The organism is Vibrio satsumensis (assembly GCF_050337435.1).
GTDB lineage: Bacteria > Pseudomonadota > Gammaproteobacteria > Enterobacterales > Vibrionaceae > Vibrio > Vibrio satsumensis.
Genome location: NZ_JAKJSX010000005.1, coordinates 55,248 through 79,431, shown reverse-complemented (window position 1 = coordinate 79,431; position 24,184 = coordinate 55,248). Strand labels below are relative to the sequence as shown.

22 protein-coding genes and 4 tRNA genes are annotated in these 24,184 nt (G+C 41.5%); 11 read left to right on the top strand and 15 right to left on the bottom strand.

Going from position 1 to position 24,184, the window contains the following annotated elements; all coding sequences use genetic code 11:
- Positions 1-19 precede the first annotated feature (19 nt).
- Complete coding sequence (locus tag L4C44_RS06200) at positions 20-565, top strand: GNAT family N-acetyltransferase (RefSeq protein ID WP_060981238.1); 546 nt, start codon at positions 20-22, stop codon at positions 563-565.
- Positions 566-734: 169 nt separating this feature from the next.
- Here L4C44_RS06200 and L4C44_RS06195 read toward each other — a convergent pair whose 3' ends face one another.
- The 4 genes from L4C44_RS06195 to L4C44_RS06180 all read right to left on the bottom strand — a co-directional run bounded on the left by L4C44_RS06195 (position 735) and on the right by L4C44_RS06180 (position 5,258).
- Entirely contained in the window at positions 735-1,760 is a 1,026-nt protein-coding gene (locus L4C44_RS06195; RefSeq protein ID WP_285953572.1) for a GGDEF domain-containing protein, read from the bottom strand.
- Between the two features lie 254 nt (positions 1,761-2,014).
- Complete coding sequence (gene ylqF / locus L4C44_RS06190) at positions 2,015-2,950, bottom strand: ribosome biogenesis GTPase YlqF (RefSeq protein ID WP_029405588.1); 936 nt, start codon at positions 2,948-2,950, stop codon at positions 2,015-2,017.
- Positions 2,951-3,166: 216 nt separating this feature from the next.
- Positions 3,167-4,162, bottom strand: coding sequence for a DUF2955 domain-containing protein (locus tag L4C44_RS06185; RefSeq protein ID WP_146492507.1), 996 nt, complete (start codon positions 4,160-4,162; stop codon positions 3,167-3,169).
- A complete protein-coding gene (locus tag L4C44_RS06180; protein WP_146492506.1) occupies positions 4,152-5,258 on the bottom strand; it encodes an HlyD family secretion protein in 1,107 nt (368 codons plus the stop codon). The genes L4C44_RS06185 and L4C44_RS06180 overlap by 11 nt, the downstream gene beginning before the upstream one ends.
- A 357-nt stretch (positions 5,259-5,615) precedes the next feature.
- Between L4C44_RS06180 and L4C44_RS06175 the strand changes: the two genes are divergently transcribed.
- The 4 genes from L4C44_RS06175 (at position 5,616) to L4C44_RS06160 (ending at position 9,370) form a co-directional block, all read left to right on the top strand.
- Positions 5,616-5,936, top strand: coding sequence for a hypothetical protein (locus L4C44_RS06175; RefSeq protein ID WP_261383511.1), 321 nt, complete (start codon positions 5,616-5,618; stop codon positions 5,934-5,936).
- Positions 5,937-6,047: 111 nt separating this feature from the next.
- The gene (locus L4C44_RS06170; protein ID WP_146492505.1) at positions 6,048-7,052 is read left to right on the top strand and encodes a helix-turn-helix domain-containing protein; all 1,005 of its coding nucleotides are present in this window, start codon (positions 6,048-6,050) and stop codon (positions 7,050-7,052) included.
- A gap of 188 nt (positions 7,053-7,240) precedes the next feature.
- A complete protein-coding gene (locus tag L4C44_RS06165; RefSeq protein ID WP_428804616.1) occupies positions 7,241-8,686 on the top strand; it encodes a pyridoxal phosphate-dependent decarboxylase family protein in 1,446 nt (481 codons plus the stop codon).
- Positions 8,687-8,806: 120 nt separating this feature from the next.
- Positions 8,807-9,370, top strand: a complete 564-nt coding sequence (locus tag L4C44_RS06160) for a hypothetical protein (protein WP_146492503.1) — start codon at positions 8,807-8,809, stop codon at positions 9,368-9,370.
- A gap of 33 nt (positions 9,371-9,403) precedes the next feature.
- Here L4C44_RS06160 and L4C44_RS06155 read toward each other — a convergent pair whose 3' ends face one another.
- The 10 genes from L4C44_RS06155 to L4C44_RS06110 form a co-directional block, all read right to left on the bottom strand.
- On the bottom strand, positions 9,404-9,724 hold the full coding sequence (locus L4C44_RS06155; RefSeq protein ID WP_327784909.1) for a c-type cytochrome: 321 nt from the start codon (positions 9,722-9,724) through the stop codon (positions 9,404-9,406).
- A gap of 273 nt (positions 9,725-9,997) precedes the next feature.
- Positions 9,998-10,687 (bottom strand): helix-turn-helix domain-containing protein, encoded by a 690-nt coding sequence (locus L4C44_RS06150; RefSeq protein ID WP_146492501.1) that lies wholly within the window; start codon positions 10,685-10,687, stop codon positions 9,998-10,000.
- 95 nt (positions 10,688-10,782) lie between these two features.
- On the bottom strand, positions 10,783-11,664 hold the full coding sequence (locus L4C44_RS06145; RefSeq protein WP_146492500.1) for a hypothetical protein: 882 nt from the start codon (positions 11,662-11,664) through the stop codon (positions 10,783-10,785).
- Complete coding sequence (locus L4C44_RS06140) at positions 11,654-14,038, bottom strand: fimbria/pilus outer membrane usher protein (protein WP_428804744.1); 2,385 nt, start codon at positions 14,036-14,038, stop codon at positions 11,654-11,656. The genes L4C44_RS06145 and L4C44_RS06140 overlap by 11 nt, the downstream gene beginning before the upstream one ends.
- 91 nt (positions 14,039-14,129) lie before the next feature.
- A complete protein-coding gene (locus tag L4C44_RS06135; protein WP_428804615.1) occupies positions 14,130-14,816 on the bottom strand; it encodes a fimbrial biogenesis chaperone in 687 nt (228 codons plus the stop codon).
- A gap of 2 nt (positions 14,817-14,818) precedes the next feature.
- The gene (locus L4C44_RS06130) at positions 14,819-15,544 is read right to left on the bottom strand and encodes a fimbrial biogenesis chaperone (protein ID WP_428804614.1); all 726 of its coding nucleotides are present in this window, start codon (positions 15,542-15,544) and stop codon (positions 14,819-14,821) included.
- A gap of 89 nt (positions 15,545-15,633) precedes the next feature.
- A complete protein-coding gene (locus L4C44_RS06125; protein ID WP_428804613.1) occupies positions 15,634-16,131 on the bottom strand; it encodes a hypothetical protein in 498 nt (165 codons plus the stop codon).
- A gap of 77 nt (positions 16,132-16,208) precedes the next feature.
- Positions 16,209-16,733, bottom strand: coding sequence for a hypothetical protein (locus tag L4C44_RS06120; protein WP_428804612.1), 525 nt, complete (start codon positions 16,731-16,733; stop codon positions 16,209-16,211).
- Between the two features lie 770 nt (positions 16,734-17,503).
- A complete protein-coding gene (ltaE, locus tag L4C44_RS06115; protein ID WP_428804611.1) occupies positions 17,504-18,508 on the bottom strand; it encodes a low-specificity L-threonine aldolase in 1,005 nt (334 codons plus the stop codon).
- Positions 18,509-18,525: 17 nt separating this feature from the next.
- The gene (locus L4C44_RS06110; RefSeq protein WP_146492494.1) at positions 18,526-19,041 is read right to left on the bottom strand and encodes an NUDIX hydrolase; all 516 of its coding nucleotides are present in this window, start codon (positions 19,039-19,041) and stop codon (positions 18,526-18,528) included.
- 287 nt (positions 19,042-19,328) lie between these two features.
- Between L4C44_RS06110 and L4C44_RS06105 the strand changes: the two genes are divergently transcribed.
- The 6 genes from L4C44_RS06105 to L4C44_RS06080 all read left to right on the top strand — a co-directional run bounded on the left by L4C44_RS06105 (position 19,329) and on the right by L4C44_RS06080 (position 23,140).
- Positions 19,329-20,984, top strand: coding sequence for an ATPase RavA domain-containing protein (locus L4C44_RS06105; protein WP_428804610.1), 1,656 nt, complete (start codon positions 19,329-19,331; stop codon positions 20,982-20,984).
- An 11-nt stretch (positions 20,985-20,995) separates the two neighbouring features.
- The gene (gene viaA / locus L4C44_RS06100; RefSeq protein ID WP_146492492.1) at positions 20,996-22,441 is read left to right on the top strand and encodes an ATPase RavA stimulator ViaA; all 1,446 of its coding nucleotides are present in this window, start codon (positions 20,996-20,998) and stop codon (positions 22,439-22,441) included.
- 199 nt (positions 22,442-22,640) lie between these two features.
- A tRNA-Cys gene (locus L4C44_RS06095) sits at positions 22,641-22,714 on the top strand.
- A gap of 45 nt (positions 22,715-22,759) precedes the next feature.
- Positions 22,760-22,835, top strand: a tRNA-Gly gene (locus L4C44_RS06090).
- A gap of 80 nt (positions 22,836-22,915) precedes the next feature.
- Positions 22,916-23,002 (top strand) — tRNA-Leu (locus tag L4C44_RS06085).
- Between the two features lie 64 nt (positions 23,003-23,066).
- Positions 23,067-23,140, top strand: a tRNA-Cys gene (locus L4C44_RS06080).
- Between the two features lie 74 nt (positions 23,141-23,214).
- On the opposite strand, the gene L4C44_RS06075 is transcribed toward L4C44_RS06080, so the two are convergent.
- A complete protein-coding gene (locus tag L4C44_RS06075) occupies positions 23,215-24,003 on the bottom strand; it encodes a lipase family protein (RefSeq protein ID WP_428804609.1) in 789 nt (262 codons plus the stop codon).
- Between the last annotated feature and the right edge of the window lie 181 nt (positions 24,004-24,184).

Genomic DNA, 24,184 nt, shown 5'->3' with positions numbered 1-24,184 from the left:
AAGTACTAAGGGCTAATAAATGGAAATTAAGGTAGCTGAATATAAAGATTATGAGCGGATTGCCCAATTACATGCGGATAGCTGGAAGCTATATTACCGCGGCATTCTTGCTGATGATTACTTAGAGAATGATGTTTTGGAGGACAGATCTGTTATTTGGCAGACTCGTTTGATTAATCCTCCTTTCAACCAACATGTTTTATTGCTTGAAGAAGGCGGTTTACTGGTTGGTTTCGTCTGCGCGTTTGGTAATCACAACTTTGAGCGTGGCACGTTCATTGATGCGTTACATGTAGACAATAATTATCGCGGTAGAGGTATTGGTAAGCGTCTACTGTCTGAATTATCAAAATGGTTGCAGCAATACTATTCGGACTCAGGGCTTTACCTAGAGGTGATGTCTGAGAACCACCAAGCGATAGCTTTTTATGAGGCGATTGGCGGCAAAGAAGAACTTGAGCAAGTTTGGAACGCACCATGCGGTAGTCAAGTGAACGAGAAAGTGATTTCTTGGAACTCTCCTGTTGAACTTGAACAGAAAACAGCAAGCGTCGTGTATTCTTAGTTGATTCTTGTTTAATACTGGTTTTTTGCTAATTAACAACTTCTGACCGAAGTTACTTTAAAGCCGAAGAACAAAGACAAAAGCCCCGAGCATTAAATTGTTCGGGGCTTTTTTGATTGGATTCGTGGCCGTTTTAATGATTCGCTAAGACGCGTGAAATACTGGGCGATTAATCACACCATGTGATCTTATTCCTACCGCCTTTCTTCGAAATGTAGAGTGCTTGGTCGGCGTCGTCGATAAGTTGCTCTACAGAACCAAGGGCCTGCGGTGCATGTTTCACACCGATTGAAATCGTTACTTCTAACCTAAGGCGAGAAGGGGATTCTAAAAGGGAATTAACTAGCGATTCAATTGAAGCCTCGGTTTCTCCTTGAACCATCACCAAAAACTCTTCACCACCGTATCGAAAGCAGTTACTGCTGGTCGGTAGTCGTTTTTGAATTTCATCGGCCAATTCTTTGATCACCATATCGCCCATTTGGTGGCCGTAGGTGTCGTTAATCAATTTGAAATGATCAATATCTATCATGATCGATGTAATGGATAGCTGACGGTTTATGCTCGGTTCTATCACCTGATGAAGATAAAGGCGGTTGTAGCAGCCCGTTAGCGCGTCTTGATAAGAAAGCGCCTCAAACATATTGGATTGTTTGCGAAGCTGAATCGCTTGTTTACGCAGTTGCTCGGATTGAGCGAAACGTTTGTGTACTTCTAAATTACGTCTTATACAGGCCGCTGAGATTAGGATGTAAGCCGAAATATAAACAGAAATTGTGTCGATCTCATGCTTTGGCTCAGCTTCATAAAGCAGTGGCGCAAGGCCGATGAGATAAGCCAAAAAGATAAACGACAGGGTAGAGATACTGTACTTGGCTGACAACCTTGAAAACGTACCAATGTAGATCATCACTAAAATGATACCGCCTTGGTAATCGAAGTTGTTCAGCTCAATAGCAAGTCGACCGACATAGACCAAGAAAAGTGAGCTAATTACAAGGAAAGTACTTTCTACGAGTTCCAAAACGTTGGGTTTGCTTGTAATGCAGTATCTGGCGACAGCCATCATCAATAGAAAAAGTATGACTCTGAAAATGATAGGTGTAAGACACTCACTCCCAAAGTGTATGTAGTCGGTAACGAGGAAAGCACAGAATATTGAGATCGGGATGTAGATGAAATTTATGTACGGCAAATAAATTTCATTATCGAAATAGGTTTTAAATCTTTGATTCTTGAACCCAGAATAAGAGCGCATTGAGAAATTAGCCGAGATTGATACACAATAATTTGCGTAGTATGTCACAGTCTTTGGGATTGTAAACGACCATTTCTATATATTTGTCAGTATGTTAGCTAGATCAACAAACCGTATCAGGCAATATTCATGTTCTATGGGGAATAGAACATGAATACTTTAGAGGCTGATGTAAAAATGATTAAGAGAGATTAACGTTTGTTCTTCAAGTAACGCTTACGACGCTCCTCTTTCTTCTTAATCTGTTGTTCGGCTTTCAGAGCAGCAGCTTCTTCAACTTCGATCAGCTCTTGTGTGATCATTTCTGGCAACTCAAGCGTTACCTTACCTAAAGTGCCGTTACGCAATTCGTGAAGTAGGATTTCCGAACATTTGTGAATGTCGATATGACCACCGGCACGAAGTGCGCCACGCTTACGACCAATCGCTTCCATCAATTCGATGTCAGACTCTGGCAGCTCTTCAATTTGGTAACGTTCTTGCAAAAGGTTAGGGTACTGCTTTGCTAGGTATTCTACTGTGTAGAATGCCACTTCATCGTATTCCATTGCCGTATCTTTTACAGCACCTGTTGCAGCCAAGCGGAAGCCACTGTGTGGGTTTTCTACTTTAGGCCAAAGGATTCCAGGAGTGTCTGAAAGGATCACGCCATTTTGCAGATTGATACGTTGTTGGCGACGAGTTACCGCAGGTTGGTTACCTGTAACCGCAATCGTACGTCCAGCCAAGCAGTTGATGATGGTCGATTTGCCTACGTTCGGGATCCCCATGATCATTGTGCGAATGTTCTTGCCCATCTGTTCACGGTGTGGCGCCAGCTTACGTACTAGCTCCATAACGTGGTTAACTTCTTCTTTTACGCTAGTAGTAATCGCAATCGCTTTAACGCCTTGCTCTTTCTCGAAGTGCTCAATCCAACGTTGAGTCAGTTCAGGATCTGCAAGGTCACGCTTGTTCAACACTTTTACACAAGGCTTATCGCCGCGCAGTGAAGAGATCATTGGGTTTTCGCTACTGAACGGGATACGAGCGTCCAATACTTCGATGATCACATCAACTTGTGGGATAACTTCTTCGATTTCTTTGCGGGCTTTATGCATGTGACCCGGAAACCATTGAATAGACATAGAGACAAACCTTGATAAATATATTTGCTGCACATTGTAAGGGTTCGCTAGGGCGTGTAAAGCGCTATGTTGTACCTGAAGCCATGTCTTTACAGTGTTATCTAGGAGCTATGGATGTCGCCTGACTAGATATGGCAGGAGTTTCCCTGCCATTTAACAACACTTAGTAACAATGGATGAGAGTGTAGGAACGACAGAAAGTTCTGGTTTGACGGATTATTTCCTAGATCGAGACTCTAAGAAATAGGTCATAAATAGCATGTATAGCAAGACTAAAAATAGCTGGAAAATGCGAACGTAGAATTTGTCATCCAATGCGCCGCTGCTTATTGATGTTCCCATAAGTACATTGAACCCGGTAAAGGCCGTAATATATATAGGCGCCTTTTGTGGTTCGGTATAAATCTTTATTCCGAAAAGCGTAATGACACTGAGTACAACCATCATATATACATACATATTAGGTGCTAAAGATATGATGAGAAAAGCGACGAATGTAATTAGACCTGCGAGGATGTTACTTGCTGTGAAAAATAACGCGGTCTTACCGGACGTTTCACTGCTAGCCATTAACGATAATAACATTACAAATGCAACGGTAAGCAGTATCTGAGAAAGTTGAAAATAGAAGTAAAAGCATACGAGCGGAAACGAAATCACCCATGCGCGCACAGCGGCTGTCCACCGCATTTCTTTGGTCAGTAGGGATGCGGGAAACCCTTCAAAGTCCGTCTTCTCTTCTTCTGGAAAATAAACGTGCGAAAGGGCGTACAAAGCGACGGCCAAAGTGCCTGAAAACGCAAAACCGATTCCTACATTAAGCGCGGATGCTTGATCGATTATCGTTATAGATGGAAGTAATATCAGTTCGATCATTAGGAATGTTGCGAACATGACCCATTTAGGGTCGGTAAACAAATAGTATGCCCAAAGCATCCCGAGTGTGAGTGTAGAAAGAAAGGCAATTTTATACTCAGGTAGCCCTGTTGATACTGCGAATCCAATAGCAGCGGTGGATAGAAGCGCGTAGGCCAACTGTTTGACATGGAGAATATGAAATTGAGGCTTATCAGCGATAAATTTTGCGGTCAGAAGTGGCGTGCAAAAAGCTAATGGCCAGTTAAACCATAGTGCAAGGAATGTTGCTAGGCCGACTGCCGTGACGTAGCGAAAAATCCTACGCTCTTGTGCTTGCTCTATTTTATCGAACATAAGAGAACAAGCTCACTATATTAATCCAGGTTTTTCCAAGCAGGTTAAATAGAGTGTTTTCGCCAGTATAAACGATGACATCTGCTTGGCCTCCAATTCGCATTGAGTGGATCGCCGATGGCTCGTTTATTTTAATCGTAACTGGAATACGTTGTGTGTCTCTTAACCATCCATTTTGGTTTTGTACATTCGCAAGGTCACCAAGTTGTTCGTTTTTACCCCATGTGACCCCCAAGTCGATTGAAGAAACTGTGCCTTTGAATGTCGTGCCTGGAGCAAGATCTAATGCAATTTCAACGTCATCGCCTGGTTTTATGTTACCGAGACTATTTTCTCTAAAATAAGCTTCAAGCCATAAATTGTCGCTTTCGACGAAGGTGATCAATGGAGAGCCTGAAGAAGCGTAAGAACCTTCTGATAAGCTCAAGTTGGTTACCGCACCATCTGAAGGCGCTGATAGGGTTGTGCGCGATAAGTCCAATTGGGCTTTTTGTAATTCAAGTAGTGCTGATTGTATTTGGGCATTTTCCTCTCCCTCAGGACCCACTTGAGCTTTGGCTTTTTCTAGATTAGCGCGAGCGTTCATGACTTCAGCATTAGCTTTATCAATCGTGGCACGTGTTGTATCGGCATCAGACTTTGATACGACCCCTTTGTCTGCCATAGCCAATACTCGTTGACCCTGACGCTGAGCATTTTGTTGTGCAACTAACGATGTTGTGAGTTGTGCTTGAGCGGAAATAATACTGGCCATTTGCGCCCCAACTTGCTGCCCGGCGATCTTCAATTTTGCTTCTGCTTGTTTAACGGCTATTTCATAGTCGGTAGAGACAATTTTGAGTAACACGTCGTTTTTTTCAACGTTAGTGTTTGCAGTAATATTAATTCTCTCTATTTGTCCTGATACTTGCGGTTTTAAGGAAATGACGTTTCCTTCAACCCTAACGTTGTCGGTAGTTGGAATAATTCTGTCTGAAACTACAGCGATGCCGATGGAAAGGATGGTGAATGCCAATAAACTGTTTGTTGTTATTTTAACCTTATTAATTGGTTTCTTTTTTTGCGTTTCGGTGTCGACTTTTTTTATTTCTGACATGCGAGGCTCTCAACTTAAGATTCTGATATGTAGGGATTTAGGTGTTCTACTCCCGTCAATGAACCATTAGATTATTAATGAGGGAGAGAACTGTTTTTAAGACGAACATAAGGTCAAATATCTTGATTTAATGGCCATATCGTGACATTGAAATTTTTATTGACGTGATGAAATTGAAATCTATTCTCAGGAAGAGTCCAATCGGCATCAATTAAAGTAGTTATTTTTGATGTGTCACCAAATGGCAAGCATGGCGTTAGATGAATGATTAACATCACTTTTTGAATATTAATTGCAGTTAGTTTAATAGCTCGATAACTGCAATTTATATAAGACTAACGTTAAATGGAACTGGATATGAAACTGATAAAGACTCTCGCGTTATCTATGATTGTGTTGACTGCCAACGCGTATGCAATCACAGATGCCAGTAAGATTGGCGCAAACTCAGGTGCTATGAATTACTGCTACGATAACTTTTCTGACCTTAGCCAAAATTCTAAATACAAAATTCTAAAAATGAAAACCTATGAAAAATATCGAGATCTACCTAGTGATGAGCGTGCACGAGCGTTATTAATGAAAACGGCAGCAGAAGAAGGCGAGTATTTAGGGGATCCTCTGGATAAGAATCGATGCAATAGCCTAAGAAAGATGCTTTATATTCAGTACAACTAAATAGTATGAATTTAGCCCCTTATTCAATTTACTAATAAGGGGCTTTCTAATTCTTAGGCAGGATTTTCAACATATCAACGTGAAGTGAATAAGGTCGGAAGGTGAAAGCATATGAATAGAGGAGTACCACTTGTTCGCACAGATTGTATTCATGATCTAGCTGAACTCTTTAGTGAAAAAGATATTAATGTCCATTCTTTGATTACTGGCGTAAAAGCACCGGTTGACATACAAACATGTGCATTCCCGTTTATACCTGAGACTGTTTTACTCAACATAATCAGAATGTTTGGTGAAAGTGTTTCGCTGGATACATTTGTGACTCGTGTTTGGTTAATGTGTAAGAACACCTATATACCTGGCGTGATTGCTCATTTGGTTAAAGCAAGGGAGGGCACTGTAAAAGAAGCACTAGAAGAATTCTGTGAAATCATTCGATATTACTCAAGCGGAGTTAGAATATCTTTAAAGCTCCATAATGATTGTTACTGGTTAGTTCGTGAAAAAGAGGGCGCTACACAAGACTGGTTTAAGTACGCCGAGATATTCTCGATCATTTTTCTGGATGAGTTGGTAACAGCTTTGACAAAACAAAACAGCAAAGAAAAGTATGTGACAATTGTTAGCCCACATACGGAGTGCTTTTTTGAATGTTCAAAGTTAGCACATGTTCAGTTTTTCACACTCCGTTCAGTCACAGGTATTCGCCTAAATAACGAACTTTTGAATCAGAAAGTTAACTCACTAAAAAAGTCAGAACGAAGAGTACTCACAGATCGAGAAGGTATCCCTAGTGATTTCTTGTGCTCATTCAAATATGCCATGCAACCATACTTGTCGATGGGAAAGTTACCTATATCAACGGCTGCGAACATATTGGGAATGAGTCCTAGGACTATCCAGAGGCGCTTACTCGGCGCAAGTTTAACTTATCGCGAAGTGTTAGATGATCTTATTTTAAATGAGGCTCAGGTTCGACTGAAGCACTCGGATGACTCAATAACGTCAATAGCTACCAATATCGGCTATGGTGAGTCTGCTAACTTCACTCGTTTCTTTAAACGCAAAACCGGTTTTACTCCCTCACAGTTCCGCAGTAGACATCAGTGCTTATAGGTTGGTGTTTATGGGGAAGCATTATATTTGATTCAATACTCGATATCTTGTTTTTAGAAGTGACACTTTGCTTTCTTTTTCTTGCCATAAGAACTTTAGCAAATCGTATTCGCGTGGCGTGATATGACAATTCCTCAAAGCCCAGATCCAATAACATTATTGGGTAGACAACAAATAGAGGAATCATCATGTCACACCGTTTTAATGAATATCGCTTACCACTTGAAAGCTCTCTGAAACATGCAGTTTCTTACCTAGAATCTTTAGCAGATAGACCGGTAGATAAAGGTACAACCTCACAAGCTTTACGTGAATCTATCGGCGGAGATTTACCATTGCGACCAACAGACCCATCACGAGTGATTGATGAAATGGTAAAGAATGTCGATGCTGGTTTAATGGCATCGGGTGGTGCACGTTTTTTTGGGTACGCGATTGGCAGTTCGTTTCCTGCTTCACTAGCAGCAGATTGGCTAGTGAGTGCTTGGGACCAAAATGTGCCTTATTACGTTTCTAGCCCTGCTATGTCTGTTGTTGAAGAAACAGCGGCAGAGTGGATGGTTGAGCTATTAGGTTTAAATCAAGGTACGGCGGTAGGTTTCACTTCTGGTGCGCAAGAAGCTATATACACCGGTTTGATAACCGCCCGCAATACACTGCTTGAACGTGCTGGTTGGGATGTAGTCACCAAAGGCTTGTTTGGAGCTCCTCGTATTAACGTTGTTGTCAGTGACCAAATCCACTCAACGATAAAGCGCGCACTGTCAATGATTGGTATCGGTCTAGAAACAATCGTCAAAGTGCCAACAGACGATAACTTACGCATAATTCCAGACAACCTCAAAGCGACTATTTCTGCGCTAGAAGGTCCAACTCTCGTTTGCGCACAGGCTGGCTGTATTGATTCAGGTGCATTCGACCCATTTAATGAACTGGCTGATGCCGTAGAAATGCATGGTAATGCATGGCTACACGTAGATGGTGCAATTGGTTTATGGGCAGCAGCTAGTGATAAACAAAAATACCTGTTGAAAGGGATTGAGAGAGCAGATTCTATTGATACGGATGGCCATAAATGGTTCAACATGCCGTATGACAGTGGAATGATCATCGTAAAAGACGCCGCAGCGCTATCTAAGGCTATGGGTGGAGGTAATATGGGTGATTACCTTAACGATGCAATGGAAAAACCAGATCGAAACGCAATTAACTTTGGTATTTCTGCATCAAGAAGAGCACGTGGCGTTCCTGTGTATGCAGCGTTTAAATCATTAGGTAAAGAAGGGATTGTTGAGCACATTGATCGTTGTACTGAACTAGCACAGCGTATGGCGAAAAAACTTTCTGCAGTAGAAGGCATCACGATTCTGAACGATGTTGTATCCAATCGTTTCTCAGCTCAATTTGGTCAAGGTGATGATATCTACCGCAATGAACTCACGGATCGAGTTGTTCACCGTTTGCAGGAAGAAGGAACGCTATATCCATCAACTTCGGGCTACAAAGGCTTAAAGACGATGCTGTTCTCGGTTTTGAGTTGCCATACTTCGATGGAAGATATTGACCTTTCTGCTGAAAAGATCATTGAAGCATACCAGACGGAGAAAGAATTGATGGATAATGCAGCATCTTAATTCATCTTTCAGAGAGTAAGTCCCAATTGAATATTGGGGCTTTTTATTAATTTTCATCTAATACATGAGTTATGGAATCCTCTACTTATAGGGTTTTGAAAAATAATTATGGAGTTAATTATGAAATTTAAAGCTACGGTTTACCTATTGTTTTCATTAATATTAGTGGGTTGTTCTGGTTCATTTATCGTTGATGAGCACGTTATCTCTACAGATGGTGAACATCGATTATTTGAAATTGATAGAGGTTTCGAGTTCGTTGGCTATTTTGATTATACTAAGGTTAATAGTAATAATAACAGCGTGTTAAGTACAAATCATACAAAGGTTAAAGTGTTTTTAAGTAACAGTGGTGAGACTATACTTACACAGATTTCGAATTGTAGTAACTGTGATTTTGATTTAAACCGTAAAGGCAATAAAATATTAAGCTACGCGAATACAAATCGAAATACGTTGATGGTTAACAGAAAAAACATTAGTGATTTATACAAGCTACATCCTAGTTATATTTCCAAATTAAATAAGTTGCTACCGTTGGGAGATCAAGTCAATAACATTAATAACTATTGTTTTGACTATTATGAGCTTCCTCAAAGAAGAAGCAATATTAAAGTCGGAAAGCTTGAGTCTTGTGATATTCCTGTCTCGACAATATCAATAAAACACATTAAAGTAATATGATGTGTTTCATTTAAGCAATGCTAAACGCATCAGCTATTCACTATCTTGAGATGAATAAAATGCGGTTATGTCTTTCAAATCTTGATCATTGAGCTTACTCAGTTGTGCTCGCATCATATCTGCGTAGTCGCCTTGTCTGTCTCCGTTTTGATACGCTTTCATTGCATTAAAGAGATAGAGGGGATCTTGACCTGAAAGGTTTGGGTAGGTGCTATTAGTTGATGGGCTGGTGGGGTTATGGCAAAACACACAGCTTGGAGATTTCATTTTACCTAGAGCAGAGTTTCCAAAATCAGCAGCATAAAGGCTAGGCGAAAGGGTAAGCAAGATCAAAGCGAAGGGATGGTAAGTCACGGTTTTACTCCAGTAAAAGCATGACAATAAAGCTTCCCCTTAGGGGAAGCTCAAGGATTATTTGTTCTAGATGAACACTTAATATGGTTTATGGTGCTATTGGTGATTTCTTAGGCAAGTCGTGAGTCAATCGGATCACCTAAACTTTTTGAAAACAGTTTTTCGCCGACTAGAAGAGTGCAGGGAGATTTAGGTTTTCTGAGATCGGCTGTTGTTGAATTTTAGTATAGAAAATTACTAAGGGGAGCGGGGATCAAGCTTTGAATTGAATATTCATGTTTTGAATTTCATGTCTGGTTGTATAATGTTCTCTAAACTATTGATAAAATTTGCTTTTCTTATTGCTTCTTTTCGGTTATTGACGTTTATTTTTTTATATATGTTGTATACGTGTGTTTTTACCGTACTTTCTGAAATAAATAGTTCGTTTGATATTTCTAAATTTGAATCTCCTCTTATCACTCGCTTGAATATTTGAACTTCTCTTTTCGTAAGGCTAGATAGTATTACCTTCGACTTGAAAGTGTAATCGTGTCTATTAGTTAAAATATGTGACATTAACTTTCTCGGCAACCACAAATCGTCGTCACACACTGTTTTTAAACAACGGGTAAGGTGATCAATAGGAGCGTCCTGATAGATGATTCCTTTTATATTAAACAAGTTGAATAGTTGCATTACAGTAATACTCTGTCCGGTAATGTCTGCAGGAACATCATAGACTACCCATTTATTAGATTCTATTCTTGATAAGATGATGCTGATATCTTCGATCTTTGCCAAGAGTAAGTAGCTAATAAGGACGACATCGAAAGTTTTATGGTTACTCGAGCGCCCAATGCTTGTCATACATGCTCTGCTAAAAGAAAAGTCACTGTATTTTTCTATTTCACGCTGAATAAACTGGTTGTTAATACCATTGTCACCAATTAGGAGCATGTGCTTTAAATTATCTTTACGCATAACTTATTCCGAGCCTGGCAAATCATGTTTTGATTCTATGACGTTGTGTTTTATAAAATTGAGCTCTACGGCTTAATTTTTACATAATTGCATAATTACGGTTGCTGTGAAAGTCGAGGTTCAATAGAAATTTGTAATGTATCGTTATATTGTCCTCCTGGTTTGTTCTCTGTTTCACCTATAACAAAGCTTAAAGGAATCGGTTGACCAATCGTAGCCGAAAGACGTTGAATTCTTACATCCAGTTGCTCAAGGTTTACTCTGTCGTTATCGAGGGATAATTGATATGGAATGTCCCATTTGGTCTCATTAGATTCATGACGTAGCATTCCTTGGTGGGATGATTCCAATACGATGGTATAAGCTGTATTGCTTTGAACCCATAGGTTAGGTGCAGAACGAATAACTTTGTTTGAATATAATGTTCCAAGATCAAGGTCATAATGTTGTTGGGTTAATCCATAAAAATGAATTTTTGCAGCAGGCGGAACGTTAACAGAGACCGGGATGGAGCTAGGGCTAATTTCTATTTGTTTACTATTTGATATATAAGAAGGTGAGACTTCCAATAACCCCCGATAGGTTCCTGATGCTAACCATTGCTTGCTCGGGAATCGCATTTGTATCGTTGCCGAAGGATGGCTATCGGTTAATGATAAGTGCCATTGATTAGCCACCGGTATGCCAATCTGCCCTGACCACTCAAAGTTGAGTTTGTCTTGGCTAGACCCTTTTAACGAGCGACTGGTATCGTTAAGCTGCAAAATTAAGGTTAACTCGCAGGGCTCGCCAATTATGTTCGCATCTATTCGGTAAGTGTTTATTGTTGCGAATGTGCCTGCGCTGAAAACATCATATTGTGATTTAGATGAGACGGGTTGAATAGTTAACGCACTGGCTTCACACGCCAATGCCGAAGGTACATGGTTTATGGCGATGAGGAACAAGGATCCCCAAAGAACTTGTTTATTCCACATAAACATCTCCTAGTCTTATCAAGTTGTCACTGCGTTCACTGAGGGTAATGATGACTGACTCTTGTTCTTTAGTGTCGAGTACCAATTGATATTTACCTGGCTTTAATCCAGAGATAGCAAATATGCCGTTACGGTTGGTAAAGAAGTCAATTGGCAACTGTTTTGCTTCACCAAGGTAATGTGCTACACCAGCGACAAGTGAAATAGGGTTGTTACTTTGACGATCGAATAGCTTGCCAATAACGGTTAATACTGCATCAGATCCAATTTGGAGTTGGAAGCCCCGTTTATAACCAGGCTTAATCCAAAAAGCGCCGTCACCTAAGTCATACCCTGGCGGCAAGTTATCGACCTCGTAACTGACTACTTGACTGTTGTAAGCAACAAGGTCAGGAACCATGGCACTTGCATCTCCTTTAAGATAAACGCGTGCGTATTCACCATCTTTTGTTGGGTCGACAGCCACGTCATTTTTTGCGAGGCTTTCGTGCTTGCTAACAATAGCAAAGGCTTCGCGCACCGGTCTGCCGATCGTCACAGATGAACCTGCAAAAGCAAGGGCACTACTTATAGTCACGTCAGTACTGTGGTTTCGTGTTTCACCACTAATATCTTCAAGCCGTGAAGCGTGGGTCGCATTCAACTCATAGCGGTTTGCCGTGTAGTTAATTCCGGTATCCATATCGGCATCCGTTTCTTCGTTATTAATGACACTCGCAAACGCTGATATCCCCCCTGTGTTACCAATATTATTTTGATAGCTGTAATCTAAGGCGGCTTCATTGAGTTCTGTGGTGTATCGACCGACGACACGAGTTTGTCGACTAAGAGGCCAGCTAACGGTGACTGTAGTGCTGATATCATCGTCTTCGGTTGCGTTATGCCGATAGTTAACGCGTGCACTCCAGGTGGCGGGAGTATCAAACAGTCCGTCCGATAAACTCGGGCTAATCAGCCAATAATCGTTCTCTTTGTCTACTCCTGAGCGATAATTGAGGGTCATGGCGGCACGTAAAGATTGACTAAGGTAAATAGAGCTGAATGCAGATACATAATGAGTGGTTAAATTGATATCGATATCGGAAGCATTAAACCCTGAGACCCCAGTAAAATTGTTGGCCAGATATTCATAACTGAAACTCAGTTGTGGAGACAGAGTGTTCGTATTGGAGAACTCCGCATCGAATGCAAATTTGTATGCGTCGCCAGTTCCAAATGTAGGGTGTTCGCTACGCGAAGCATTGAGCTCAGTGACGCCCCATGTAGAAGCGAGTAACGCGGTGGCACCATATTGGTAAAGATCTTTACGGCTTTGAAAGTTTGTACCCAACGTTAACCAAGGGTTAATACCCACATCGACATAACCATGGAAAATACGCTCATCGGTAAGGTATTCTAGTTGTCCATTTTGTAATTCAGAAGGCGCTCCATACATGATGCTATATTCAAACTCACCGCTATTTAGCAAATCGTTACCGGTTGCAATAGAAAACTCGATGCGTTCTTCATTACCTGAGCGGTCGGTGATGACGAGTACAATATCATTGCTACCTTGCGCCAGGGGTATATCACTAAGGTTATAGCTACCAGCGCCTAGGGTTAATCTTTGGACTGCAATCCCATCTATATAGACATCGACATTTGATGCCCTTTGAAGGGTGAATGATTGATTGGCTCGTGGTCGCGCATTTCTGGTTGGAATGAGTGTGAAATCTCGAGTTAAGCCAATACCAAGTATGTCGGTACTGTCCTGAAAAGATTGACCACTGTTGTACATATCGCCGAGCACAAGTCGTGTGCCTTGTTCTGCAAAGTCAATATTAAGGCGAGATCCTTCTCTCACGTATCGCGAATCTTGTGATGAGCTGTTTTCTAAGTAGGATTCATACTCAAAGTTTAGAAAACCAATGTTAAGTGCTGAGTCGAATTGACTGCGATAGAGATCCTGCCTTGACGAATTCTGATCGACATATTGGGTCTCATTGGCTGAAAGGGCAAAGTTAACGTATCCACTTAACAAATTTGGCTCAACATAGTTATAAAAATCATCTGCGCCGTTCATAGACAGTTGTTGGGTTAAGCTAAATTCAGGCGGTACCATCACGATGCATTCTAATGAAGAGAAATCGAAACTCAGACCTAATCCTACACTCTCAAAATGGTGCTGAGACAGCATCTCATCGTCTGTCGTGCCATTGAGTCTCCCAATACCTTCTTGAGTTACGACGGATGAAAGGAGTGAAAGCGTACTTTCCTTCGGTAACAAAATTTCGTTGTTTGCGGTAATGATAATGTCTGCTTCCCCCAGTATGGTGTCACTTATCCTTAGCAAAGAGGTAAGTTGAATATCTCGCCCTGTTGGGTTCAAGACCATTTTCTTGCCCCAAGCTGCGGGGCTTAAGGCGGCACAATAAAAAAGTACTAATCCCAAGACATATAAAACTTGCCACATCTTGTGATGGTTTTCAGTTTTCATGCCCACGGTAAGTGCCCATTGGTAAGTAACTTAAAGAAGAAGGGAAAGTAATAGTGGAGCGTGGTGGAATAAACTGCTCACCTAAAGCCTCATGTACTTTTTGGCTCTGAGATTCGAGCCCTGCAAAATGAAGTAACGACGTATAGGTAAATCGCGATCCTGAATTAGTGAGTGTTAGCTTGCCTTGTTCGTCTATGCGCAATTTCACGTCAGGCTCTAACGACGATGAGTGAATGTGCAGCAACGCATTGTAGTGAACTTGTAAGTTGATACCGGTTGTCAAACCGATGGGTTTATCTATTCTCGCGTTGTTCTGTCCAATATTCACGGTACTGAAACGGATGAAATAACTCTGAGAGGTTTCGAGAGTTCTGTTTCCCAACCATTGTATACGGAATACTTGACGTTCTCCGGGGGCTAACATCGCGGCAGGTGGAAACACAAACACCTCTTCACTCGCTAGCTCCGATGTCTCGAATGTACCATCAGATAAGAATTTTAATCGACGAACGTTAGCTTCAAGTGGGAGAGCTTGTGTTGAGTTGTTAGTCACAACCAGTTGAGATGATGCCCGGTGATCTGTGTTGAGCTCAATGACGGTTGGAAACAGTGTTATGCCCAACGTTTGTGCACACAGAAAGCAATAGATGATCGTTCCCCAAATATAACGTCTCATGGCTATTGATCCTGCTCTATTTCAATCGTTAGTTTATTCACGTTGTAATTTTTAAGAGGCTGCATTTCAAAATAACGAGTGGAGTAGGGAAGGACTAAAGTTCCCGGAATACGCTTAGCGATTTCTACACCTTTTAAATAGGTTGAGTTTTTACCATCAGATATTTTCCATGTTGTATTGGTTAATCGACCATAACTATTGCCACTGTTGAGTACTTCGAGAACCCATTTGTTCGTTTTGTCATTTTGTTCGATACTTTTGATTTCTAGCTGAGAGGCTGTGTTCTGAGGTCGGACGTTGATAAGCGTATTAAACTGAAGCAAAAGACTTACTTGCCCTTGGTTGCTGCTTGCTCTTTGAACTTTCACTTGCTTCACAGCAATTCGATACGCTTTAGATTCTGTGATGGAAGGATCGCCTAAATAGCGCACCATAATGGATTGTGATCGTCCAGGTTCAATAATCGCGGTCACAGGAATAACTAATAGCTCGTCATCAGCAGGAGTGGTGGTCTCTTTGCCATATTTGTCCATTGTCATATATACCGGAGACAACTCAACCGTGAGTGGTTCTTGAGAAGAGTTCTCAACCCTCATGGTCATTTGAGCTCTTTTTCCAAGCGGCGTCATTTCCATAGACATCGGTTCTACTTTGAACGCATGAGCGGACAAACAAGTGAATGACAATAGGAAAAGAACGATCCATTTATGCATGATCCATTGATACATAGCGAAGAGCTCCAAATTAAACTTACGTCGTTGAGATTGAGGCTGAGATTAAGTCGGAGGCCAATTAATAGCCCCCGACTTATTAGCCTCTAATTTGAGGTGATATTTACGGTTAATGTATCTGAGTAGCCACCTGCCCATGGGGAGGTTTCTGTCGTCACAATATCAATAGATGCGGCAACACCTGTCGCTAATGCGCCAGAACCGCCATAAGAATTACTGACTGAAACGTCATTTAGACCTGGGCCTCCTGGTGCATTAAGCGTGAAAGGAGCTAAGCCTGAAGGATTAAATGTTGCATCGTATGTAAGAGCGTAGTCTTCGCTATCATCTGACTCTAGACCACCTTCAGCACTTGTCAGTGTCACCGTTGCACCATCGACGTCATTACACTTCATGTTAAGACCACTAACAGAAAGGTTTTGAATTTGAGATACGTTACCAAAGTCCATCAGTTGCGTTGAAAGACCAGTAACCTCACATACAGGTGAAACAAATCCCACTAACTGGACATCACCAGGAGCGGCTTGGACTTGAGCACCAAAAATAGCTGTGACTGTTGCTACGTAGAGTGTTAGCTTTTTCATTAGAAATTCCTTTATCTTAAATGATTGGCTCGAATACTGCTGAGCGTATGTTTTTCTGCAGATACATTGCAGAGTTTTCACTTCGTCACGCTATGAATCGAAGGGTAAACTTCGATCTCAATAACGTCTTGATAATAACCTGCGTAACGCAAGCTATTTTCGAGTGCTACCCTAAGATTCCCATGTTGAGAGAACGGAATAACACCAGAACTGTCTATCATTACTGGTGAAGTAAGTTGGCTGCTGTGCCTACTTTCATAAAGACGAATTTCGTCTATTTGTAATGACAAATTGTAACTCTCAATAATATCAACCCCTTGATGTTGATATTTTAATCCGCCATGTTTTGAGTTGATCGTTATACCCAATGGACGGTTACAATAAAGATTAAAAGGCAACGATTGCACATCACGGTGTTCCGTAAAATTCATAACGTTGCCAGAAAAGAAATTTATTTCGCATCGATCTTTGATCTGACCACTAATTCCTAACGTTAAGTTGTTAGCGCTGACATAGCATGAAAGTGACAGGCTACAAATAAACGTGGCTACGATGAAGTTATGAAGAATCAAAAATACTCTAATCATAATTTCACCTCTCAACGATTGAATGTAACTTGTTGCTTAACTTTGAAAACTATATGTGCTTTGAAAAATGATGAAGTAGTAAAAAAAGTTTATTATTTAAGGAAAGTATGAGTTTTGGTATGATTTTAGCCTGATAGGTAGCGGCTAAATTACGAGGTATTAATATTATATTCAATTAGATAGAGGGATTTCACCCCAAATTTGGTTTGACGAGGAAATTTTATTTCATTGATAATAATAGAAGTATGGTCTACGTCGAGTGTGTTGAGTTTTGCGATGGGCTACTGTCATCACAATTATGGCAGTGTTATTAACGGAAATACTAACTTGAAAATTTGATTTATAAGTTGATTGTAGCGGTTATAAATTGTAATGGCGGAGAGTGACTATCTACTATTTTTTTATTTAAATTAGTTGTTTAAATAAATGATATAGGACAGATTTATTCTATTTTTAATTACCTTGTGCGTGGTAATTAAAAACTTTAAATGTTATCACTAAGTTATTTACCTTTAGCGACCATTCAATGTTTTATATCACTAATGCAAGTCAAACGTAAGCGATAATAGAATGCTGAAATGTGGTGGATGATTCTTAGAAGGTATTCACATAGGCCAAAACGAGATTGCGTTCTGTTCCAGTCAATCTAGTGTGTTTTTTAGAAAACCAGCAGGTGTTGAAGGCTATTTTGGCTGTGGGAATGTTTAACGAATTTGTTAGAAAAATTAAAGCTTCCTAAGGGAAGCTTTAGTCTTAATTGCGATAGAGGCTCTTCTCGTTAAGAGTTAAAGCGCATTTTCTAGCTTTGTTAGGAAAGTACTGATGTCTTCTGAACTGATATCTCTATGAGTAACAAAGCGAACAGGATTCCCTGGTGACATCGTAATGCCTTGTTTGCCCAGTTCGCGAGCGATTCGGTTGATATCCACGGACTCATCTAACTTAGCAAACACAATGTTAGTTTGAATGAAATCAGGGTTAACCGAAAAACCTTCTAGCTTACTTAAACCAATCGCTAGGTTTTTTGCGTTCGCATGGTCTGCTTTAAGCTGAGTCACGTTCTCTGTTAGAGCCATCTTACCAGCTGCGGCGAGAATACCTGCTTGGCGCATACCACCGCCGACCATTTTACGTAGTCGACGTGCTTTAGCGATGTACTCTTTGCTGCCAAGAAGTAGTGAACCGATTGGAGCGCCTAAACCTTTCGATAAGCAAATCGTCATAGAATCGAAGTGTTGTGCGATCTCTTTAATGTGAACATCTAACGCGACTGCCGCATTGTAGACGCGCGCTCCATCTAGGTGCATTTGCAAGCCATGTTGGTTTACGAACTCACGAGCTTCCGCTAAATAAGACATTGGAAGTACTTTACCATTAATCGTATTTTCTAAACTAAGCAGCTTAGTACGTGCAAAGTGGCTATCGTCTGGCTTAATCGCAGCAGCAAGTTTTTTAAAGTCTAGTGTGCCGTCTGCGTTGTTCTCAATGGGCTGAGGTTGAATAGAACCAAGTACCGCAGCGCCGCCAGCTTCGTACTTGTAGTTGTGCGCTTGTTGGCCACAAAGGTATTCGTCACCACGCTCACAGTGCGCCATTAAACCAAGTAGGTTAGCTTGCGTGCCAGAAGACGTGAACATAGCGGCTTCAAAGCCTGTTTCGTCTGCTGCCCACTGCTCAAGCTCGTTTACTGTTGGGTCGTCACCATATACATCATCGCCGACTTCTGCGTTTGCCATTACATCGCGCATTGCTTGTGAGGGTTTAGTTACGGTATCAGAACGAAAGTCCATGTTTCTCTCCTAGAGTATTATAGGTAGCCGCAGAGTTGGGCTTTACTTAAACAAGCGATAGTTTTTGTATCGGTGATTTGATCGTGTCGTATTTTGTTGTGTAGTTCTTCTAAGCTCAGCTCGATCACTTCTATGACTTCATCTTCATCACATTCAAAGCGGGTAGTGAGGCTTAGGTCTTTTGCGACGAATAGATGCTGTATCTCATCGCAGAAGCCAGCTAAAGGCGTAACTTGCCCTAAACTTTGAAAAGAAGTTGCACTGTAACCTGTTTCTTCTTCCAGTTCGCGCTGCGCGCATTCAAGAGGTGTCTCATCAATTTCCATAGTGCCTGCAGGTAACTCTAGAAGCCACTTTTTGAGAGAAGGGCGAAATTGGTTAATGAGGATAATCTTTCCAGACGAAGTGATAGGAAGAATAACGGCCGCGCCAGGGTGGTTGATTGTTGTATGTTTTACCACGACGTTCGTAGGGAGCGTCACGTTCTCTTCTATAAGAGAAATACTTTTCCATTGATGGATAACTTTACTCATGCAGTCTGGCCACATTCCTTGCCAATTTATCGATAACTGAAGACGTGCACCACCATAACGTCTATGGTGTCGAAAATAAAAGAAAAATTGGGTTTAGTTATAGATTTCGTTTTGCGCCGTTCGTGATGTTACCCTCATATTTGGAATCTATGATTACACGAAAATTACGACCCTAACCATCTGATATAAATGCAACTCAATAATAAAATACACTTGTAACAAAGTGCTAACAAATGTATAAAAACATATCTACACTCTCAACAGTTAAAAGATTTCCGGAGTAACGCATGAACCCTTCTATTTCCTCACATGCTGACAAAGCGCTACTCTCTGAAAGAATCAATAAATTAGCGCATGCTCTATCCGATGGTGTCTATGAAAGAGAAGACACGATTAAGCTCTGTTTACTGGCGGCTCTCGCCGGCGAAAGTGTATTCCTATTAGGCCCTCCGGGCATCGCAAAAAGTCTTATTGCTAAACGCTTGATCCAAGCTTTTGACAATAGCAGCTATTTCGAATATTTGATGACACGTTTCTCTACACCAGAGGAAGTGTTCGGCCCGCTAAGTATCCAAGAATTAAAAGACAACGGTCGTTATGTACGACTGACCGAAGGCTACCTACCAACTGCACAAGTTGTGTTCCTTGATGAGATCTGGAAAGCAGGCCCTGCAATCTTGAATACGCTGCTGACTGTAGTGAATGAAAAGACATTTAAAAATGGCGCGGACATCGAGCGTGTTCCTATGCGTCTATTGGTTTCAGCATCTAACGAACTTCCAGACGAAGACAGCGGCTTAGAAGCACTTTATGACCGTATGTTGGTTCGCGTGTTTGTAAACCGTATTCAGAACAAACAAAACTTCAAATCAATGCTGACGACAGGCACATCTCAAGAAGCGGTGATCCCTAAAGGCTTGGCGATCACTGATATTGAATACCATCAATGGCAAAAAGAGCTCGACAAGTTAGAGCTAACAGATAACTCGTTTAACAAGCTGTATGAACTGAAAACCATGCTTGAGGAAACAGTTAAGAAGCAAGGTTCTGCATCAGAGTCTGATTTGTATGTATCCGACAGACGTTGGAAGAAAGCCGTTAAGCTATTGAAAGCGAGCGCCTTCTTTAGCGGGCGAGATAGCGTGAACCCGCTAGATATCATGCTTCTGCAAGATTGTTTATGGCATAGCCCAGAATCACGAGATGTGGTTCGTAGCGTGGTTAAAGACTTTGCATTGAACCGTGCGTTCGATCAGCAAGAGTCAAAAGCGCAAATCGAAATGTCTCGTGAAGAGTTAGAAGAGATTCAAGACGATGTTGAATCGACGCTATCTGTTTCGCTTTCTATGGAATCAACCAGCGGCTTGTTGCGAAAAGACGTTTACCAGAATGATATCAAGAACGCGAAAATGTACAGCGTGGGCAGTGCATACAATCTAGTGAAACTGGTTATGCTACAAAGCAACATGTCGGTGTCTGAATCAGAGAAAGGCGATAGCCGTTGGGTATACGTAGCCAAAGACGATTTTGATCGTGTTCTTAAAGAAGGTCACGGCGATATTTACGGTTACGTAAACGAAAATAAAAATCTATGCCGTTTAAAACTCGACTTAGATGCATCGAACCAATTAGTGATTAAAGACATTGCTAATCGCTCTGTCTTGGTGAGCGTTGTTACCACAGATGGTTTGGATCAAGAACTGTATAACAAGTGGTTAAGTGGCGCTGAAAGAGCGCTAGAACAGTTAACCGAAGCGGAATTCAAGTTAAAACGCGTTCGCACTGAATTCCATGATGCGTTACCTCATAACTATATTGACCCTGATTTACCGAAAGCGATGGAAGCAAGTTTGCAAGCGGTAACGCAAGATCTTGAAACAACCAAAGTGAAGAGCAGTAAGATTGCTCAGCGTATTAAGTTTATGAGCCAGTACTTCGAGTAAGGGGAGAGCATATGTTAGGAGCAGACGGCTTAAACCTCGCTTTGATGGTGGCTGATTCAGGAATCATTGATACAGCGATGAATGATCTCATCGCTCGTTCTCAAGTCATGATGGCTGCAGAGAACAAAGGTGTGAAGACATCAGTGAAAAACCACTTAGTGAAATGGCGTGGTAAAGTAAAAAAACGCGTCACTAAAGTGTGTGAAACTGATCGATTCCAAGAGGAGATCGCCCTTTACCAAAAAGTGATTTACTGGGATGAACCTCAGTTCTTTGATGAGATAGACAGTGTTATCAAAAAGCTTGAGTGGCACTCAGCGTTTTATCTACAAGCTAGACGCCTTATGGAGAACAATAAGGGCGTTTATAACGCGATGTTTCCACACTACTTTTGCGACCAGTGGTACCAATCACTATCAGATGCGATCAAGCAAGCTCAAGTAACCGAACTTGAAACGAGCAAAGAAAAAGTCTTAGCCGATCTTTACCAGCGCATGGAAACCATGAAAAACATGGACAAAGTGACGGAGTCGGGTGATGAAGGCAGTGTAGGGCGCTTGTGGGATATGGCATCTGCCAAGTTAAGCAAAACAGACCTTACCATCATGAAGCGTCATGCTGAATTCTTGAATAAGCACAAGGGCTTGCAAGAGATCGCTGAAAAGCTGGGCCGTATGGCTGGTGAAGAAGATGATCCTTCGCTTCACAAAGCCCCTGTAGAAGAATTGCAGATGGTTGAAGAGAAGAGCGATGAGGCAGTCGATGATATTGTTGGGATTCATGAAAGTGATGACCTGAACAAAATGCTGCCAAACGAAACCATGTTCCTAGCTTATCCTGAACTTGAGGTTATCTTTTACAAGCACTTGGCCGACAAGCGTTTACTGAGCTATCGCTCGCAAGGTAAATCACGCACGTTACGTAAAGTGAAGGCGCAAAAACCAGATAGCAAGAACATCGATATTGAAAAGGGCCCGTTTATCGTCTGTGTGGACGCTTCGGGCTCTATGAGTGGTTTCCCTGAGCAGTCTGCTAAAGCGATGGCTTATGCCTTAATGCAAATTGCTCTTGCGGAAGAGAGAGACTGTTACGTGATTCTGTTCTCTTCTGAGCAGATTACTTATGAGTTAACAAGGCAGGATGGCTTACGTGAAGCGAGCGACTTCTTAAGTTACTCATTCCACGGCGGTACGGATCTAGAACCTGTTCTTATGAAGTCGATTGATTTGATGACGGGTGATAAATACAAGAATGCCGATTTAATCGTACTTTCGGACTTTATTGCACCTAAACAATCTGACGAAATGATTGCTCAGGTTGAAAAGTTGAAAGAACACAAAAACCGTTTCCATGCGGTTAGTCTTTCTAAGTATGGTAACCCTCAACTTATGACGATGTTCGACCACTGCTGGGCGTATCATCCGAGCCTTGTCGGTCGTTTCATGAAGAAGTGGTAGCGCTAAAACATCTTATTTAAATCGATTTTGCTGTGTGATTTTTGATTGAAGAGATCGAACATGCAGCAATTTGATTTAAATGTCAGCAAACGGAATTTAAATTCACTTTTTTGTTTGACTATCTCTCCCCAATCCGTAAAGTAGGCACCCGAACACAGCGATGAGGCTTACTTAAGTCCCTAAAGTGTTGAATTAAAAAGGCGCCTTGGCAGAGTGGCTATGCAGCGGATTGCAAATCCGTGGACCTCGGTTCGACTCCGGGAGGCGCCTCCATTCTTTCTCTTAGTTTGATAAGTTAAGAGACACTAAGAATGAAATGCGATACTAGCTCAGTTGGTAGAGCGCAACCTTGCCAAGGTTGAGGTCATCGGTTCGAACCCGATGTATCGCTCCAAATTTTGTAATGTTGATTCATCTCGACATTAAGATGGTGTTTTACTTTTCAGTAATCGGCATCGCAATAAAGAATTGCGTGCCCTGGTGGTGGAATTGGTAGACACAAGGGATTTAAAATCCCTCGACGTTCGCGTTGTGCCGGTTCAAGTCCGGCCCGGGGCACCATCTATTTGATTTTTACCTCGTTTGGTATTAGTCAAAAGAGTTGTTCTCTTAAAACACTATTGAAGGCGCCTTGGCAGAGTGGCTATGCAGCGGATTGCAAATCCGTGGACCTCGGTTCGACTCCGGGAGGCGCCTCCATCATTCAGAAAAACCAGTCCTAGTGGCTGGTTTTTTCGTTTCTGGCCTCGCTAAAAGCTTCCTACGTACCCATTTCAATGTTTATCAAAGAAATCTTTGTTACGGATATACTTGCTCATTAAGTGATACGAAAAAGGTCGTATCAACCAGCTAAAAATGGATCGTCCAAGGCGAATAAGAGTTGGGGTGTTCTCATAGATTCTGCCGTTGTAGAGCCAAAGGACCTTTCCTACATGCCAGTACAGTAAAGGTACGGGTGGCATGAAGGTCACGATGTCGATGTCACAACAGATGCGGTAAGTCTTCTTACTCAAGCGATAGTGCTTTCGAAAACTCCAATCACCAATTGCAGGTTGCCCAAAGGTCACGATCCGCTTAATGCAGCCTGGAAACTTTTGCTCAAAGTAGTCAGCAAACACACAACCAATAGCACCACCGGAAGAGTGGCCAGTAATGGAGATTCTTTTGCCTTGCTCTAAGAGAGGGATGAGCGTCGCTTCCAATCGTTCAATTACCGTTAAGCCAAGCTTATCTTCATTACGAGTTGGTTGGCTTTCCTGAAACATCAGATGATAGAAGCCAGCATGCACTCGGTAATTGAGTCCAATCCTTTTGCAGCTTCTCGTCCATAGGGCGAAGTTAAGCAGCCAGTCTGACACGCTGTGTGACCCTTTAATAACGACAACCACTTCGTCTTTGTCGCTGCTCCATAACACTCGAATCATGGTTTTAGCAAACTGGTTCTTTATGATGCGCTGCCCATTAGGATCGAAACCATAACGAGTTTGTTTAAAAACTCTAGGGTAGGCGAGGTTACAAAGAACGGCATAGCGTTCATATTGGTATCGTTTTAATGGTTTCACAGTTACACATGGTTTTTGGCCGTATTTAATACCATAGCGTTAGATTGTGAAGCAGAGATGAAGGGAGGAATAAACGAGGGAATGACATTCAGTTTGTATCAAAACCGTTCTAAATAAGCTATATAATATTAACTTGTAATATTGGTTAATATCTTTTAACAACAAGTCGGGTGTTTTATAA

Bases quoted from the DNA above. Each gene is read 5' to 3' on its own strand.
- L4C44_RS06200 (WP_060981238.1), top strand. From the start codon at position 20: ATGGAAATTAAGGTAGCTGAATATAAAGATTATGAGCGGATTGCCCAA.
- ylqF (WP_029405588.1), bottom strand. From the start codon at position 2,950: ATGTCTATTCAATGGTTTCCGGGTCACATGCATAAAGCCCGCAAAGAA.
- L4C44_RS06185 (WP_146492507.1), bottom strand. From the start codon at position 4,162: ATGTTCGATAAAATAGAGCAAGCACAAGAGCGTAGGATTTTTCGCTAC.
- L4C44_RS06180 (WP_146492506.1), bottom strand. From the start codon at position 5,258: ATGTCAGAAATAAAAAAAGTCGACACCGAAACGCAAAAAAAGAAACCA.
- L4C44_RS06175 (WP_261383511.1), top strand. From the start codon at position 5,616: ATGAAACTGATAAAGACTCTCGCGTTATCTATGATTGTGTTGACTGCC.
- L4C44_RS06170 (WP_146492505.1), top strand. From the start codon at position 6,048: ATGAATAGAGGAGTACCACTTGTTCGCACAGATTGTATTCATGATCTA.
- L4C44_RS06165 (WP_428804616.1), top strand. From the start codon at position 7,241: ATGTCACACCGTTTTAATGAATATCGCTTACCACTTGAAAGCTCTCTG.
- L4C44_RS06160 (WP_146492503.1), top strand. From the start codon at position 8,807: ATGAAATTTAAAGCTACGGTTTACCTATTGTTTTCATTAATATTAGTG.
- L4C44_RS06150 (WP_146492501.1), bottom strand. From the start codon at position 10,687: ATGCGTAAAGATAATTTAAAGCACATGCTCCTAATTGGTGACAATGGT.
- L4C44_RS06145 (WP_146492500.1), bottom strand. From the start codon at position 11,664: ATGTGGAATAAACAAGTTCTTTGGGGATCCTTGTTCCTCATCGCCATA.
- L4C44_RS06140 (WP_428804744.1), bottom strand. From the start codon at position 14,038: ATGGTCTTGAACCCAACAGGGCGAGATATTCAACTTACCTCTTTGCTA.
- L4C44_RS06135 (WP_428804615.1), bottom strand. From the start codon at position 14,816: ATGAGACGTTATATTTGGGGAACGATCATCTATTGCTTTCTGTGTGCA.
- L4C44_RS06130 (WP_428804614.1), bottom strand. From the start codon at position 15,544: ATGTATCAATGGATCATGCATAAATGGATCGTTCTTTTCCTATTGTCA.
- L4C44_RS06125 (WP_428804613.1), bottom strand. From the start codon at position 16,131: ATGAAAAAGCTAACACTCTACGTAGCAACAGTCACAGCTATTTTTGGT.
- ltaE (WP_428804611.1), bottom strand. From the start codon at position 18,508: ATGGACTTTCGTTCTGATACCGTAACTAAACCCTCACAAGCAATGCGC.
- L4C44_RS06110 (WP_146492494.1), bottom strand. From the start codon at position 19,041: ATGAGTAAAGTTATCCATCAATGGAAAAGTATTTCTCTTATAGAAGAG.
- L4C44_RS06105 (WP_428804610.1), top strand. From the start codon at position 19,329: ATGAACCCTTCTATTTCCTCACATGCTGACAAAGCGCTACTCTCTGAA.
- viaA (WP_146492492.1), top strand. From the start codon at position 20,996: ATGTTAGGAGCAGACGGCTTAAACCTCGCTTTGATGGTGGCTGATTCA.